This window comes from Bradyrhizobium cajani (assembly GCF_009759665.1).
Taxonomy (GTDB): domain Bacteria; phylum Pseudomonadota; class Alphaproteobacteria; order Rhizobiales; family Xanthobacteraceae; genus Bradyrhizobium; species Bradyrhizobium cajani.
Genome location: NZ_WQNE01000028.1, coordinates 108623 through 122961 on the forward strand (window position 1 = coordinate 108623; position 14339 = coordinate 122961).

General features: G+C 63.5%; 14 protein-coding genes. 8 read left to right on the forward strand and 6 right to left on the reverse strand.

The genetic code is table 11. The features are described from left to right. Positions 1-19: 19 nt before the first annotated feature. A complete protein-coding gene (locus GPL20_RS28190; RefSeq protein WP_167533252.1) occupies positions 20-499 on the reverse strand; it encodes a PaaI family thioesterase in 480 nt (159 codons plus the stop codon). 184 nt (positions 500-683) lie between these two features. Between GPL20_RS28190 and purL the strand changes: the two genes are divergently transcribed. Beyond that, positions 684-2894 (forward strand): phosphoribosylformylglycinamidine synthase subunit PurL, encoded by a 2211-nt coding sequence (purL, locus tag GPL20_RS28195; protein ID WP_157333781.1) that lies wholly within the window; start codon positions 684-686, stop codon positions 2892-2894. Between the two features lie 143 nt (positions 2895-3037). Here purL and GPL20_RS28200 read toward each other — a convergent pair whose 3' ends face one another. After that, a complete protein-coding gene (locus GPL20_RS28200) occupies positions 3038-4228 on the reverse strand; it encodes an acyltransferase family protein (RefSeq protein WP_157333783.1) in 1191 nt (396 codons plus the stop codon). Between the two features lie 162 nt (positions 4229-4390). Between GPL20_RS28200 and GPL20_RS28205 the strand changes: the two genes are divergently transcribed. Further along, positions 4391-4564: a DUF1328 domain-containing protein gene (locus tag GPL20_RS28205; protein ID WP_157333785.1), complete on the forward strand. Its 174-nt coding sequence runs from the start codon at positions 4391-4393 to the stop codon at positions 4562-4564. A 31-nt stretch (positions 4565-4595) separates the two neighbouring features. Here GPL20_RS28205 and GPL20_RS28210 read toward each other — a convergent pair whose 3' ends face one another. Both GPL20_RS28210 and GPL20_RS28215 read right to left on the reverse strand, forming a co-directional pair. After that, positions 4596-5699 carry an alpha/beta fold hydrolase gene (locus GPL20_RS28210; protein WP_157333787.1) on the reverse strand — a complete coding sequence of 368 codons (1104 nt, stop codon included), beginning with the start codon at positions 5697-5699 and terminating at the stop codon, positions 4596-4598. A gap of 66 nt (positions 5700-5765) precedes the next feature. Then, positions 5766-6125, reverse strand: coding sequence for a DUF427 domain-containing protein (locus tag GPL20_RS28215; protein WP_157333789.1), 360 nt, complete (start codon positions 6123-6125; stop codon positions 5766-5768). Positions 6126-6321: 196 nt separating this feature from the next. On the opposite strand from GPL20_RS28215, the gene GPL20_RS28220 reads away from it, so the two are divergent. After that, positions 6322-6576 carry a BolA/IbaG family iron-sulfur metabolism protein gene (locus GPL20_RS28220; RefSeq protein WP_035707582.1) on the forward strand — a complete coding sequence of 85 codons (255 nt, stop codon included), beginning with the start codon at positions 6322-6324 and terminating at the stop codon, positions 6574-6576. A 39-nt stretch (positions 6577-6615) separates the two neighbouring features. After that, positions 6616-7809 (forward strand): low temperature requirement protein A, encoded by a 1194-nt coding sequence (locus tag GPL20_RS28225; RefSeq protein ID WP_167533257.1) that lies wholly within the window; start codon positions 6616-6618, stop codon positions 7807-7809. Between the two features lie 213 nt (positions 7810-8022). Here the strand turns inward: GPL20_RS28225 and egtD are convergent, their stop codons facing one another. Both egtD and egtB read right to left on the reverse strand, forming a co-directional pair. Further along, positions 8023-8994, reverse strand: a complete 972-nt coding sequence (gene egtD, locus GPL20_RS28230; protein WP_157333793.1) for an L-histidine N(alpha)-methyltransferase — start codon at positions 8992-8994, stop codon at positions 8023-8025. Positions 8995-9131: 137 nt separating this feature from the next. Further along, positions 9132-10430 (reverse strand): ergothioneine biosynthesis protein EgtB, encoded by a 1299-nt coding sequence (egtB, locus tag GPL20_RS28235; RefSeq protein ID WP_157333795.1) that lies wholly within the window; start codon positions 10428-10430, stop codon positions 9132-9134. A 239-nt stretch (positions 10431-10669) separates the two neighbouring features. Between egtB and grxD the strand changes: the two genes are divergently transcribed. The 4 genes from grxD to GPL20_RS28255 are packed head-to-tail and all read left to right on the forward strand — an operon-like array spanning position 10670 to position 14193. After that, a complete protein-coding gene (gene grxD / locus GPL20_RS28240) occupies positions 10670-10996 on the forward strand; it encodes a Grx4 family monothiol glutaredoxin (RefSeq protein WP_157333797.1) in 327 nt (108 codons plus the stop codon). Positions 10997-10999: 3 nt separating this feature from the next. Further along, positions 11000-11554, forward strand: coding sequence for an O-acetyl-ADP-ribose deacetylase (locus GPL20_RS28245; RefSeq protein WP_254125942.1), 555 nt, complete (start codon positions 11000-11002; stop codon positions 11552-11554). Between the two features lie 43 nt (positions 11555-11597). Continuing rightward, entirely contained in the window at positions 11598-12929 is a 1332-nt protein-coding gene (locus GPL20_RS28250) for a serine hydrolase domain-containing protein (RefSeq protein WP_157333801.1), read from the forward strand. A gap of 1 nt (position 12930) precedes the next feature. Continuing rightward, positions 12931-14193, forward strand: a complete 1263-nt coding sequence (locus tag GPL20_RS28255; RefSeq protein ID WP_254125940.1) for a serine hydrolase domain-containing protein — start codon at positions 12931-12933, stop codon at positions 14191-14193. The last annotated feature ends 146 nt before the right edge of the window (positions 14194-14339 follow it).

The window sequence follows — 14339 nt, forward strand, 5'->3', positions numbered from 1 at the left end:
GAAAAGGGAAGGAGCCGAGCTATGCGTTTGGCTGAGGCTGTGCCTTCCGCTTCACCCGCTTGATCGTGCCGGAAAAGGTGAACAGCTGCCGGTTGCCGGACATCATCTTGCCGCGCAGGAAGATCAGCGAACCGCCGGCCCGGCTCACTTCTCCGGTGCATTCGATCAGCTCGCCCTCCCGTGCTGCGTCGAGGAATTCGCAGGAAAAGTTGGTCGTCACAGCCCGGCTGTCCAGGACATGGGTCGCGATCGCAAACAGGGAGTAGTCGGCAAAGGCCATGTAGCAGCCGCCATGGACGTTGCCGGAGCCGTTGAGGTGCTTCTTCTCGACCCGAAAGGCGCAGCGGACGCTGCCATCCGCCTCGACCCGGTGCCAGAAGGGGCCGACATGGGACTCGAAACTGTCCCGAATCCAGGTTCGCCAGCCCTGAAATTCCCCCTCGGTGGCGACATGGAGGTCAGGGCGGCGGGGCGGGGGCGCTTTGGTCAATTCGTGCAAGGAAATGGGCCTTCAATTGCGGGTCTTTAGCCCTTAAATCCGATCCGTTCGCGCCGTGCAATTCCTGTTCCCGCAGGCTGACCGGCGCAAAACGTGGGACAGCGGGAAAATGCGCCATAAAGGGCTTTCAAGAGCCCCCCGATGTTCCTAAGAACGGCCAACCGCCGCCGAAAGCCCCGAATCCATGAAGAACGAACCCAAGATCACCCCCGAACTGGTCGCCGCCCACGGGCTCAAGCCCGATGAATACGAGCGCATCCTGAAGCTGATCGGGCGAGAGCCGACCTTCACCGAGCTCGGCATCTTCTCGGCGATGTGGAACGAGCATTGCTCGTACAAGTCGTCGCGCATCCATCTGCGCGGCCTGCCGACGAAAGCGCCCTGGGTGATCCAGGGGCCTGGCGAGAATGCCGGCGTGATCGACATCGGCGACGGCCAGGCCGTGGTGTTCAAGATGGAGAGCCACAACCACCCGAGCTACATCGAGCCCTATCAGGGCGCGACCACCGGCGTCGGCGGCATCCTGCGCGACGTCTTCACCATGGGGGCGCGTCCCATCGCCTGCCTCAATGCGCTGAGCTTCGGCGCGCCCGAACATCCCAAGACGCGGCATCTCGTCTCCGGCGTCGTCGCCGGCGTCGGCGGCTATGGCAATTCCTTCGGCGTGCCGACGGTGGGCGGCCAGGTGCGCTTCCACACCCGCTATGACGGCAATATCCTCGTCAACGCGATGGCCGTGGGCCTCGCCGATGCCGACAAGATCTTCTATGCGGCCGCCTCAGGCGTGAACATGCCGATCGTCTATCTGGGCTCCAAGACCGGCCGCGACGGCATCCACGGCGCCTCGATGGCCTCGGCCGAGTTCGACGACAAGTCCGAGGAGAAGCGGCCGACCGTGCAGGTCGGCGATCCCTTCGCCGAGAAGCTGCTGCTGGAAGCCTGCCTCGAGATCATGCAGAAGGGCTGCGTCATCGCGATCCAGGACATGGGCGCGGCGGGCCTGACCTGCTCTGCCGTGGAGATGGGCGCCAAGGGCGATCTCGGCGTCGACCTCGATCTCGACGCGGTGCCGACCCGCGAGACCGGCATGAGCGCCTACGAGATGATGCTCTCGGAGAGCCAGGAGCGCATGCTCATGGTGCTCAAGCCCGAAAAGGAAAAGGAAGCCGAGGCGATCTTCGAGAAGTGGGGCCTCGACTTCGCCGTGGTCGGCTACACCACGCCGACGAAGCGCTTCGTGGTCAAGCATGGCGGCGACGTCATGGCCGACCTGCCGATCAAGGAACTCGGCGACGAGGCGCCGGTCTATGACCGGCCGCATGTTCCCTCCGCCGCGCTGCCGATCGTGCACGCCCGCGACGTGCCGGCCCCGATGGCACTCGGTGCCGCGCTGGAGAAGCTGATCGGCACGCCCGACATGTGCAGCAAGCGCTGGGTCTGGGAGCAGTATGATCACGTCATTCTCGGCAACACGATGCAGCGTCCCGGTGGGGACGCCGCCGTGGTGCGCGTGCAGGACGGGCCGAAGGGCCTGGCGCTGACCGTCGACGTCACGCCGCGCTATTGCGAGGCCGATCCGTTCGAGGGCGGCAAGCAGGCGGTGGCGGAAGCCTGGCGCAACATCACCGCGGTCGGCGGCAAGCCACTCGCCATCACCGACAATCTCAATTTCGGCAACCCGGAGCGGCCCGAGATCATGGGCCAGTTCGTCGGCTGCCTGAAGGGCATCTCGGAAGCCTGCCGCACGCTCGACTTCCCGGTCGTCTCCGGCAATGTCTCGCTCTACAACGAGACCAACGGCCGCGCGATCCTGCCGACGCCCTCGATCGGCGGCGTCGGCCTGCTCGACGATTTCACCAAATCCGCCTCGCTCGCCTTCAAGGCCGAGGGCGAGGCGATCCTCTTGATCGGCGAGACACATGGTTGGCTCGGCCAGTCCGTTTACCTGCGCGACATCTGCGGTCGCGAGGAGGGGGCGCCGCCGCCGGTTGATCTCGCCGCCGAGAAGCGCAACGGCGATTGTGTGCGCGGCATGATCCATGCGGGCACCGCGACTGCCGTGCACGATCTGTCGGACGGCGGCCTCCTGATCGCGCTCGCCGAGATGGCGATGGCGAGCGGCATCGGCGCAAAACTGCTGGCAGCGCCGGCCGCGCTCGTGCCGCAGGCCTATTGGTTCGGCGAGGATCAGGCGCGCTATCTCGTCACCGTGCCGGAAACCGAAGCCGGCCGCGTGCTCGCCAAGATGCGCGGCTGCGAGGTGCCCTGCGTGCGCATCGGCACCACCGGCGGCGATGCGATCGCGATCGCCGGCGAGGCGCCGGTTGCGATCGACACGCTGCGCAAGTCGTTCGAGCGCTGGCTGCCGGAATATATGGGCGGCAAAGCGGCCTGAGGTGGCGCCACAGTCTCAAACCCGTAGCCCGGATGGAGCGAAGCGTAATCCGGGAAGGTGTCCGTTTGTGGCAAGACCCCGGATTTCGCTGCGCTCCATCCGGGCTACGACCACTGCGCTCGCAATGGCGGAGACCGTCAGTGTCACAGGACCTTCGTTGCCCCGGGGATCTGGCGCAAGGCGCGCGTTAGCGCCCAGCTGAACGCGACCGTCAGCACGAAGCCGACCGTCGCCTTGACGATCGCCGGCAGGTCATAGTCGAACAGCCAGTATTGCAGCCAAAGCGCGATCGGGTAGTGCACCAAAAACATGCCGTAGGCGTCCGCCTGCATCGGATCGAGCAGCTTGGCCGAGCCTGATTGTCTGAACCTCTGGAAAAAGGCCAGGATCAGAAACATGATGGCCACGCTGAAGACAGCGAAGCAGATGGCATAGAGCCCCTCATACCAGTTCGGCAGCGGCGACGGATTGCCCAGTATTTCGCGCTTGATGAAGATCAGCACCCAGAGCAGGCAATAGGGAACGATCGCCAAGACCATCCAGTCCCAGCTGACCCTCGCCATCCGGCCGTCTGCCGCGAGCAGGCCGCGATCCATATTCGCAACGCCGATCCCGGCACCGAAAAAGAAGTAGGTCGCGTAGAGCATCACGCGCCCGTGCTGCACTGAGAACGGTCCGAACTCGAACCAGCTGCTTGGTCCATAAAGGATCCGCCCAGGAACATAGAACGCTGCCGTGACGGCAAGCATGACCGCGAAAAACGCGGCGGGCCGACGGCGACCGTACAACGAGAGGCGGTTGATCGGATCGAGCAGGTTGGGTGACAGCCGATGCAATATGCAGGCCACCACGTCGAAGCCGAGCAGGACCCAAAGGAACCAGATCGGCCCGCTCGGCCACGGGCCCTTCGTGACCATATTCCACCAATATTCCGAAAAGCCGATCTCGGGATGGTGCCGAAGCGAGATGGCGTAATAGGCGAGTGGGATGATCGTGAATGCGCAGATCGCGAATGGCAGGCCAAGCCGAAGCAGGCGATCTGCCAGATAGTTCAACGCGCCCTTGCGGGCGATGCCCGACCACGCAAACAAGCCCGACAGGAAGAAGAACATCGCCATGAAGAAGCTGTCGGTGGCCAGCACGATCATGTCGAAGCCGAAGAAGAATTTCGGATCGGTATGACCGAAGTAGGTATAGGGGATGACGGCATGGTGCAGCAGCACCACCAGCGTCAGGAAGGTGCGGGCGCGATCGAGCGACAGGTTGCGCGACTTGGTCTTCGGCACAGCATGCGCTTCCGCGCCGATCGTCGCTGAATGTGAGATCGTGTTCATTGGCGCCCCGGTTGCGTCTCTCTCCCAGCAGGACTGTGCCGCCGGGAACCGGATTCAGCAAGGGGGCGTTTGACCGTAGGAACCAGTTCCGCGCAGCGAAGTTAGCGTTCGCGAAAAGGGCATGAGGGCCGCGAGGGGGCGGCACCAGTTTCGGAGCTGGCGATGACGATCCTGAAATGGGCGCTGATCTTCCTACTTGTCTCGATCGTGGCCGGCGTGCTCGGCTTCACCGGCATTTCGGCCGCCTCCGCCGACATCGCCCGCTTCCTGTTCTACGTGTTCGTCGTGATCTTCCTGGTGCTTCTGATATTGGGGCTCACGATATTCAAGGCGTAGCGGGGCCGGCATCAGATCGGGACGACCGCCCTCAATTGCGTGCGAACGGTCTTACGCGGCTCATTAGCTCCGCCAGAAACTCATCGGGACGGTTGAACGGAACGAAATGATCGCCGCCGCGAATCCACACAAATTCCTTATGCGGAGCTCTGATCTGGTTGAAATATTGCTCGGCAGGTCCGCCCGGCGTCACGCCATCCGCATCGCCATCGATGAAGAACATCGGTATCGAAAACTCGAACCCGATCGAGGCCATGTCGTGCCGAAACATCGGACCGTCCCTCCCGGTCAGATACTTTGTCGAGAAGGCGACGCCTTTGCGCCAGTTGTACCAATCGAGCAGCGAGAAATCCGGCATGAAGCGGGGCGGGATCGGGCCGGCCAGCTGGATGCGATCGGTGGGCGGCAAGGCAAACGCACTGCTCCACTTTTCAGCGATCAGGCGATTCTCCTGGGTGATGGTCGGCCGCGCGGCGACCGGCGCCAGTTCCGCCAGCGCTTCGCTATTTCCAGTGGACGCCGCCCGTGCTTGCAGGCGCGCGATCGTGAGCTCGAATGCCTTCTCGAAGGTCGTCCTGCCAACCACCTGGCCTGTGCCGACATAGGCATAGAACAGGTCCGGACGTTGCTTCGCCATGTGAATTCCCAGGAATGAGCCCCAGGAATGCCCGACCAGGACGATCCTCTCCTTGTGCAAATGCGTCCGCAGATACTCGGTCAGCTCAACACCATCCTGGATCATTCGCTCCAATGTCATGGTCGGAGCGAGCGTGTCTCCAGCAGCGCCATAAGTGCGGCCGGTGCCGCGCTGGTCCCACTGTACAACGGTGAAGTGCTTTTCCCAGGGTCGCCAACCCGACGAGATCGGCAAAGTCGTCCCCCCAGGCCCGCCGTGAACGAACAGGAGAACCGGGTTATCCCGATCCTCGCCTCGGATTTGAATCCATTGCTTGATACCGCCGATATCGACGTACTCTCCCTCCTGCACGCCCATGGGGGAATGGATGGCGAGAGTTTCCGCAGCAAGGTGCTGGCGATAGGCACGAAAACCCAGTCCGGCGGCGACCACCACAACGAGGACGCCGGCTAGTCCCAGCAACGAGACCCCAACCAGTCTTGCGGCCTTGCGCGGCATCCTGTGCCTTGTATCGACTGGGAGGAGGCGACTTGTGATCGCCCCGGCGCGACAGCGCCAGTGAGACTAACCCACTTCCTCGATCTTCACCTTGTCCGGATAGAAGGCGAGATGGCCGGAAATCTCGGCCATCGCGGGAAAGGGCGTCTCGTAGGTCCAGATCGCGTTGTCCAGCATCTTGCCGTCAGCCTTGACGCTATAATAATTCGCGTCGCCCTTGTAAGGGCAATGGGTGACGCGATCGGTGCGCTCCAGCAGTGCCATGTTGGCGTCCTCCCGCGGCACATATTGCACCGCCGGATATTTGGCTTCCTTCAGGGTCAGGGCCTTGCTGGTCTCGGCGATCACGATGTCGCCGGCCATGACGCGGACGCGCCGGGGATTTGGGGTGATGGTGATGGGGTGGTCGGGCCCTGGGAGCTTCATGATTCACGCCTTTTCGATCAATCTGCCGCGCGCGGCACTTTGTCGTGCCTATATCCTGATGGGATCAGGGATATAGTGCCGGAAGGCGTGACGTAGAAGGCCGTTCACGCTAAGTTTGTCCCTGCCGGCGAGGGGACCCCGGCAAGCGATTCGACGACGAGGCTGCTTCGCGGCCGAGACAAGGAGCACGACCCGAATGCCCATGGACGCCCACGATATCGAGGCGATGATCAAGGCAGCAATCCCCGATGCCGAGGTGACCATCCGAGACCTAGCCGGCGATGGTGACCATTATGCCGCGACCGTGATCTCGGAATCCTTCCGCGGCAAGTCCCGCGTCCAGCAGCACCAGATCGTCTATCAGTCCCTGCGCGGCCAGATGGGCGGCGTGCTGCATGCGCTGGCGCTGCAAACCGGAGTCCCTGGCGGACCCGGGGTGCCAGGCACTTGATCTGACGGGCACCTGATCCAAGCGCGACGGGGGACGATGATGGCTGCGGACAACCCGCGCGGCGCGATGTTTCGCGTCATCGGTCCGAACCAGCACAGCCGCGTCACCAATGCCGAGCTGTTCTTCGACCTCGTCTTCGTCTTCGCCGTCACGCAGGTGTCGCACACCCTGCTGCACCATTTCACGCCGCTCGGCGCGGTGCACGTCACGGTGCTGTTCCTCGCAGTGTGGTGGGTGTGGGTCTATACCGCCTGGGTCACCAACTGGCTCAATCCCGAGCTGACGCCGGTCCGCATCCTGCTTTTTGCGATGATGCTGGGCGGCCTCGTGCTGTCGACGACGATCCCGACCGCGTTCGAGGGGCGGGGCCTTTGGTTTGCGATCGCCTATGCGACCATGCAGGTCGGACGCACCGCGTTCTGGATGTTCGCAACCCCGCGCCACCGGACCGCGGTGCGGCACAACGCAATCCGCATCCTGACCTGGCTCTCGATCTCCGCAGTGTTGTGGATCGCAGGCGGCTTGTCCGAGGGAGATGCACGGCTATGGCTGTGGATCGCGGCGGTGACCTGGGAGTACATCTCGCCGGCGGCACGGTTCTGGGTCCCGAAGCTCGGGTTTTCGTCGGTCGAGGCCTGGGCCGTCGAAGGCGGCCACATGGCCGAGCGCTGCTCTCTCTTCGTCATCATCGCGCTTGGCGAGGCCATCGTCGTCAACGGTGCTACTTTCACTGAACTGGAGTGGACCGCGAGCAATATCCTCGCCTTCGTCTCGGCGCTGGTCGGCGCCATCGCGATGTGGTGGGTCTATTTCCACAAGGGCGCGGAGGCCGGCTCCGAGCGCATCTCGAAATCCACCGAATCCGGCCGCCTGGCGCGGCTCGCCTACACCTATCTGCACATGCCGATCGTCGCCGGCATCATCCTGACCGCGGTCTCGGACGAACTGGTGCTGAAGCATCCCTCCGGCCATTCCGATCTCAGGACCATCGTCAGCACGATCGGCGGGCCGCTGGTGTTCCTGGTCGGCACCATCCTGTTCAAGCACGCGATCCGCGGCTTCCTCCAGCTCTCGCACGGCATCGGCATCATCCTGCTGCTGGTGCTGAGCTGGTTTGCCGCCGATCTCTCGCCGCTCTGGCTCTCGGTCGCGACGACCGTGATCATGATCGTCGTGGCGGTGTGGGAATCGGTGTCGCTGGGCTCGACGCCGGAGGAGACGGAGGGGCATTGAGCCCCGGCCGGAGCGGTCTGAGCGCACGCCTCTTCCTTCGAGACGACCGCGGAGCCTGTCATCGGGCCGCGCTTCGCGCGGACCCGTTGGCGGTCTCCTCAGGATGAGGCTCATCACCGTTGGTGCCTGTTGAAACTGTTGCCGCGCACTCCGTCCTCATCCTGAGGAGCCCGCCTAAGGCGGGCGTCTCGAAGGATGCGCCGAGGGAAGCGACTACTCCGCCACCTCCAGCGCATGCACCGAGAACATCTTGGCCTCATCGGTCCAGCTTTCTCGCACGCGCCAGCCCGCGCCCTGCGCCAGCGCGGCAAAACGCGCGAGGCTGTATTTGTAGCTGTTCTCGGTGTGGATGCTTTCGCCGGGGCGGAACGAGAAGCTGGTGCCGAGCAGGCGCACGGTCTGGCTCTTCCTGCTGATCAGGTGCATCTCGATCCGGTGCCGCTCGCGATTATAGATCGCGCGATGGGTGAAGGCGGAGAGATCGAAATTGCCGCCGAGCTCGCGGTTGATGCGCACCAGCACATTGAGGTTGAAGCGCGCGGTGACGCCGGCGGCATCGTTGTAGGCGTCGTGGAGGACCCGTTCGTCCTTCTCGAGGTCGGCGCCGATGATCATCTGCGCGCCCCGGCCGAGGATCTTACGCGCGCTCTTCAGGAAAGCCTGCGCTTCCTGCGGCTCGAAATTGCCGATGGTCGAGCCCGGAAAGAAGCCGACCTTGGGCATGGATGCGACCTGCCTGGGCAGCTCGAACGGCGTGGTGAAGTCGGCGGCGACCGGATAGATGCCGAGCGAGGAAAAGTCACGCTTCAGGCCGTTCGCCTGCGCCTTCAGGAAGTCGCCGGAGATGTCGACAGGGACATAGGCCGCGAACTTGCAATGATTGAGCAGCAGGCGGACCTTCGTGGTCGCGCCTGCGCCGAACTCGACCAGCGCCGCATGCTCCGGAATGATCTTTGCGATATCGCTGCCGCGCTCCTTCAGGATCGCAAGCTCCGTGCGCGTCGGGTAGTATTCCGGAAGGCGCGTGATCGCCTCGAACAACTCCGATCCGGTCGCGTCATAGAAATATTTCGGCGACAGCTTTTTCGGCTGCTGCGAGAGGTCCTCGATGGCCTCACGGGCGAAGGCGGTGGTCTGCTCGTCGGGGAGATGGGCTTCGGCCAAAGCGCTGGCGTGCACATTCATGATACTCTCCTGAACGCGCTGTCCGGCGCGCGGTTGTCGTCGGATGAGACCCCTAAAGCGCGATGAGATCGCGCTTTAGCTTGTTGTATGAGCATGATCTTTTCGGAAAACCGCTACACACTTTTCCGGATCATGCTCTAGTCGTAATCGGCGAGCCGCAGTCCCGTGAATTGCCAGCGGTGGTGCGGATAGAAGAAGTTGCGATAGGTGATGCGGCTGTGCCCCTCCGGGGTTGCAAGCGAGGAGCCACGCAGCACCAGCTGGTTGACCATGAACTTGCCGTTGTACTCGCCGAGCGCGCCTTCAATGGCGCGGTAGCCGGGGTAGGGCGAATAGGACGAGCGCGTCCACTGCCAGACGACGCCGAAGGCGTCGTTGAGCGCGCTTGTGCGTGCCGCCACCTCCCATTCCATCTCGGTCGGCAGATGCTTTCCGGCCCAGCGCGCAAACGCATCGGCCTCGTAATAGCTGACGTGGCAGACGGGCGCGTTCGGATCGACCGGCTTGAGGCCGGCGAGCGTCATCACATGCCATTGGCCGTCGACCTCGCGCCAATGGCCCGGCGCGTCCCAGCCTTCGTTGCTGACGGTGGCAAAGCCATCCATCAGCCACAGCGTTGCGGTCCGGTAGCCGCCGTCGCGCATGAAGGCGAGCCATTCGCCATTGGTGACGAGATGACGTGCGATCCTGACAGGGCCGACCAAGGCGCGATGCGCCGGCTTCTCATTGTCGAAATGGAAGCTGTCGTCGACATGGCCGACGGTGTGAATGCCCTCGTTCAGCGCCAGCCAGTCCTCACCGGACCGCGTCGAGGCCGGGAAACGCCAGTCCGGATCGTAGGCCGGCGGGATCGGATTCTGCGCGAAGGCGTGCAGGATGTCGGTGAACATCAATTCCTGATGCTGTTGCTCGTGATTGAGCCCGACCTCCACCAGCGGCGCGATGGCGCGAAGCTGGTCCTCTCCGGCTTCGCGGAAGAATTTGACGACGGCCGCGTCGACATAATTGCGATAGGCGCCGACCTGGTCGGCGCTGGGACGGGTGATGTCGCCACGGCGATGCCGGGCATGACGCGGACCGGCGCTGACGTAGTAGGAATTGAACAGGAACGCGAAATCGGGGTGGAAGGGCCGGTAATTCCCGCAGTGCTCGCCGAGCAGGAATTGCTCCCAGAACCAGGTGGTATGCGCCCGATGCCATTTCGTGGGGCTCGCATCCGGCATGGACTGGATCTGCTGGTCCTCCGGCGAAAGCGGTGCCGCCCGGCGCTCGGTCTCGCGGCGGACCGTGAGAAACGCGTCTCTCAGCCGCTGGGCGAGGTCGCCCGGATCGGAGGACGGTGACGAAAGCTGGGTGGCGGCCGTGGCTGAGGCTTGTTTCGTCACGTTTTTCTCCAGACAAGACAAGAGAACGTTGTTGGCGTTGCCCGGTTCCAAAACCAGGGTTCGTCCTAGATAGGGCGCCTGCTACGGTATGAAAGTCCTCTGCGGCGATTATATTAATGTCATCAGCCTATGGATCTGGTCGGGTCCAGACCGGCTGCTGGGGGTGTGTCGCCGCCATTTTACTTTGGATGCACAACGGTTTGGGCTACATATATAGGCAGGTATCGGGTTAAATCGGCTGAGCCGGCCCGAAGTGACAGGTGAGGGCTCCGCCCCAGAAGGACACGGATATGAGCATCGAGGAATTCATCGCCAACGAAGTGAAGTCGAACGACGTGGTTCTGTTCATGAAGGGCACGCCGCAATTTCCGCAGTGCGGGTTCTCCGGCCAGGTCGTCCAGATCCTCGACCACATCGGCGTCGGCTATAAGGGCCTCAACGTCCTCGAATCCGCTGAACTGCGCAACGGCATCAAGACCTTCTCCAACTGGCCGACGATCCCGCAGCTCTATGTGAAGGGCGAGTTCGTCGGCGGCTGCGACATCGTCCGCGAGATGTTCCAGGCCGGCGAATTGCAGCAGCTCCTCTCCGAGAAGGGCGTCGTCGTCGCGGCCTGACGCGTGACCATGCTGAGGCGCCGGGTCGGTGGCGCCGAGCTCGAGGTCATCGTTGCCGACATCACCACACTCGGCGTTGACGCCATCGTCAACGCCGCCAACACGTCGCTCCTCGGCGGGGGCGGCGTGGATGGCGCGATCCACCGGGCGGCCGGACCCGATCTCGTCGCCGAATGCCGGATGCTCCACGGCTGCAAGACGGGTGACGCCAAGATCACCAGGGGCTACCGGCTCAAGGCCGCGCATGTGATCCACACCGTCGGGCCGATCTGGAATGGCGGCACCCTCGGCGAGGATGATCTGCTCGTCTCCTGCTATCGCCGCTCGATGGAGCTGTGCGGCAAGCACAGGCTGACCTCGGTGGCGTTTCCCGCGATCTCGACCGGCGTCTATCGCTTTCCGGCCGAACGGGCGGCCGATATTGCCGTGCGCACGACAATCGAAATGCTGCCGCAGGCGCCGTCCGTTGCCCGCGTCGTGTTCTGCTGCTTCTCCGAGCCAGGCGCCAGCCTCCATTCCGAGGCACTTGTGCGGCACAGCGGCCCTTGTGCCCGATGACGTGGTCAGTACACTCCGCCGGGCCATGTTCCGGGGAGGGGGTATGATTTCACAGTCTGGACTGCGTGCGCTCGCCTGCGGCGTGCTGGTGTCGCTTGGCGCCATGTCCCTTGGCGCCATGTCCCTTGGTGCCATGTCCCTTGGTGCCATGTCGCTCGCGCGGGCGGAGGGCACCTACGAGATTCCGGCCGGCGCGCATTTCAACCAGGAGAAGCTCGCGAGGATCAGCGAGTTCTTCAAGAATGAAGTTGCGACCGGCAAGATCGCCGGCGCAACCGTGCTGATCAAGCAGCACGGCAAGCCGGTCTACCACGAAGCCTTCGGCGTACAGGACGTCGTCAGCAAGGCGCCGATCACGGACAAGACCATCTTCCGCCTGTTCTCGATGTCGAAGGCGATCACCGCGGTGGTCGCGATGCAATTGGTCGAGGACGGCAAGATCAAGCTCGACGATCCCGTCTCCAAATACATCCCGTCCTTCGCCAATGTGAAGGTCGGCGTCGAGAAGAAGGCCGAGGACGGCACCAAGTCGCTCGAACTGGTGCCGCCCAACCGGCCGATGACCGTGCTCGACCTGATGCGCCATACCTCGGGCATCACCTATGGCTTCTATGGCGACACCCTGGTGCGCAAGGCCTATCGCGAGGCCAACATCTATGCCGGCGATTTCGATCTCGCCGAGTTTGCCGAGCGCATCGCCAAGCTGCCGCTGCACAACCAGCCGGGTGCGCTCTGGCAATACGGCCACTCCACCGACGTGCTTGCGCGCGTGATGGAAATCGCGGCCGGCAAGCCGCTGCTCGACATCGAGCGGGAGAAGCTGCTCGATCCTCTCGGCATGGTCGACACCGGCTTCCTCGTCACCGACCCCGAGAAGCAGAAGCTTCTGGCGCAGCCGTTGCCGAACGACAGCGATTTCCGGGTCGGCCGGATCAACGATCCGACGGTGGTCAAGAAGATCCAGTTCGCCAGCGGCGGCATGGTCACGACCATGGCCGACTATGAGCGCTTCGCGCAGATGCTGCTCAACGGCGGCAGCCTCGACGGCAAGACCATCCTCAAACCGGAGACGTTCAAGCTGATGACGACCGATCAGGTTGGCCCTGGCTCCGGCGTCGATCGCGATTATTTCTACTTCCCCGGCGATGGCTTCGGTTTCGGGCTCGGGCTTGCGGTCCGCACCGATCCCGGCAACGCCAAGCCGCCGCCGCCCGGCGATCTCGGCGAATTGAAGTGGGATGGCGCCTCCGGCTGCTATTTCGTGATCGATCGCAAGCAGGACATGTTCTTCGTCCTGCTGGAGCAGACCCCGACCGAGCGCCAGCGCGTGCAGCGGACATTGAAGCAGTTGGTCTATGAAGCCATGGAGAAGTGATGTGCGCGGGCGCCGTGCGCTGATTGCGGCGCTCGTCCTTCTGGTTGGTGCATGCGGTGCGAAGGCGGGCTCCGAAGGACGCGCCGCCCGCAAGCTCTCGCCCGAGGGCCTCGCAAAGGTCTCCGACTACATCCGCAACGAGATCGTCACCGGCAAGATTCCCGGTGCCATCCTGCTGCTCCAGCAGCACGGCAAGCCGATCTATTACGAGAATTTCGGCGTCCGCGACGTTGCGACCGAGATGTCGATGAGCGCGGACACGATCTTCCGTCTCTATTCGATGTCGAAGCCGATCACCTCCGTCATGGCGATGATGCTGGTCGAGGAGGGCAAGCTCGCGCTCGACGATCCCGTCTCGAAATACATTCCGGCGTTTGCCGGCATGAAGGTCGGCGTCGAGAAGAAGGCCGAGGACGGTAAGGTCTCGCTGGCGCTGGAGCCGCTCGCGCGCCCGGTCACGATCAAGGACCTGCTGCGCCACACCTCGGGGCTGCCCTATGGCTATCACGGTGGCGGCATGGTGCGCGAACTCTATGCAGAGGCCAATCTCTTCCAGAGCAATCTCGGCAATGCCGACTTCGTTGCGAAGATCGCCACGCTGCCGCTGGTCGAGCAGCCGGGTACGGTGTGGGATTACGGCTTTTCCACCGACGTGCTCGGCCGCGTCGTCGAGGTGGTCTCTGGAAAGACGCTGCTCCAGTTCGAGAAGGAGCGGCTGCTCGGCCCGCTCGGCATGACCGAGACCGCGTTCTTCGTCGCCGATCCCGACAAATTCCCGCGCATTGCCGAGCCGATGCCGGAGGATCGCAACATCAATCCGACGACGCAGGTCCGCGACATCAGGCGGCCGGTGAAATGGGAATCGGGCGGCGGCGGCATGGTCGGCACGATCGGCGACTACGCCCGCTTCGTCCAGATGCTGTTGAATGGCGGCAGCTATGAGGGGCGGCGCTATCTCAAGCCCGAGACCATCGCGCTGATGGCCTCCGATCACATCGGACCTGAGACGAAGATCGCGCGCGACCAGAACTATTATCCGGGCGAGAACTCCGGCTTCGGGCTCGGCTTTGCGGTGCGCACCTCGGTGCCGCCGGGCACGTCGTGGCCTCTCGGCGAATATCGCTGGGATGGCGTCGGCGGCACGTTCTTCTTCATCGATCCCGAAGACGATCTGTTCGGGATCTTCATGGTGCAGACCCCGTCGCAGCGCGGCCGGATCCAACTGGCGCTGAAGACGCTGATCTATCAGGCGATGGGACGGTGATCGCGGGCGTCTCGTTTTTGTAGATGGGGTAACGGGCTCCGCTGAGGCCTTCCAACCAGCCGCGCTAGCTACGGCACTATTTGATAGCGCGCGTCGCGCGGCTTGATTGGAAGGCAAGCGGTCGTCCCTCACATGATGGTGTAGCG

Excerpts from the sequence above, each read along its gene's own strand:
- purL (WP_157333781.1), top strand. The coding sequence starts at position 684 with ATGAAGAACGAACCCAAGATCACCCCCGAACTGGTCGCCGCCCACGGG.
- GPL20_RS28200 (WP_157333783.1), bottom strand. The coding sequence starts at position 4,228 with ATGAACACGATCTCACATTCAGCGACGATCGGCGCGGAAGCGCATGCT.
- GPL20_RS28205 (WP_157333785.1), top strand. The coding sequence starts at position 4,391 with ATGACGATCCTGAAATGGGCGCTGATCTTCCTACTTGTCTCGATCGTG.
- GPL20_RS28210 (WP_157333787.1), bottom strand. The coding sequence starts at position 5,699 with ATGCCGCGCAAGGCCGCAAGACTGGTTGGGGTCTCGTTGCTGGGACTA.
- GPL20_RS28215 (WP_157333789.1), bottom strand. The coding sequence starts at position 6,125 with ATGAAGCTCCCAGGGCCCGACCACCCCATCACCATCACCCCAAATCCC.
- GPL20_RS28220 (WP_035707582.1), top strand. The coding sequence starts at position 6,322 with ATGCCCATGGACGCCCACGATATCGAGGCGATGATCAAGGCAGCAATC.
- GPL20_RS28225 (WP_167533257.1), top strand. The coding sequence starts at position 6,616 with ATGGCTGCGGACAACCCGCGCGGCGCGATGTTTCGCGTCATCGGTCCG.
- egtD (WP_157333793.1), bottom strand. The coding sequence starts at position 8,994 with ATGAATGTGCACGCCAGCGCTTTGGCCGAAGCCCATCTCCCCGACGAG.
- grxD (WP_157333797.1), top strand. The coding sequence starts at position 10,670 with ATGAGCATCGAGGAATTCATCGCCAACGAAGTGAAGTCGAACGACGTG.
- GPL20_RS28250 (WP_157333801.1), top strand. The coding sequence starts at position 11,598 with ATGATTTCACAGTCTGGACTGCGTGCGCTCGCCTGCGGCGTGCTGGTG.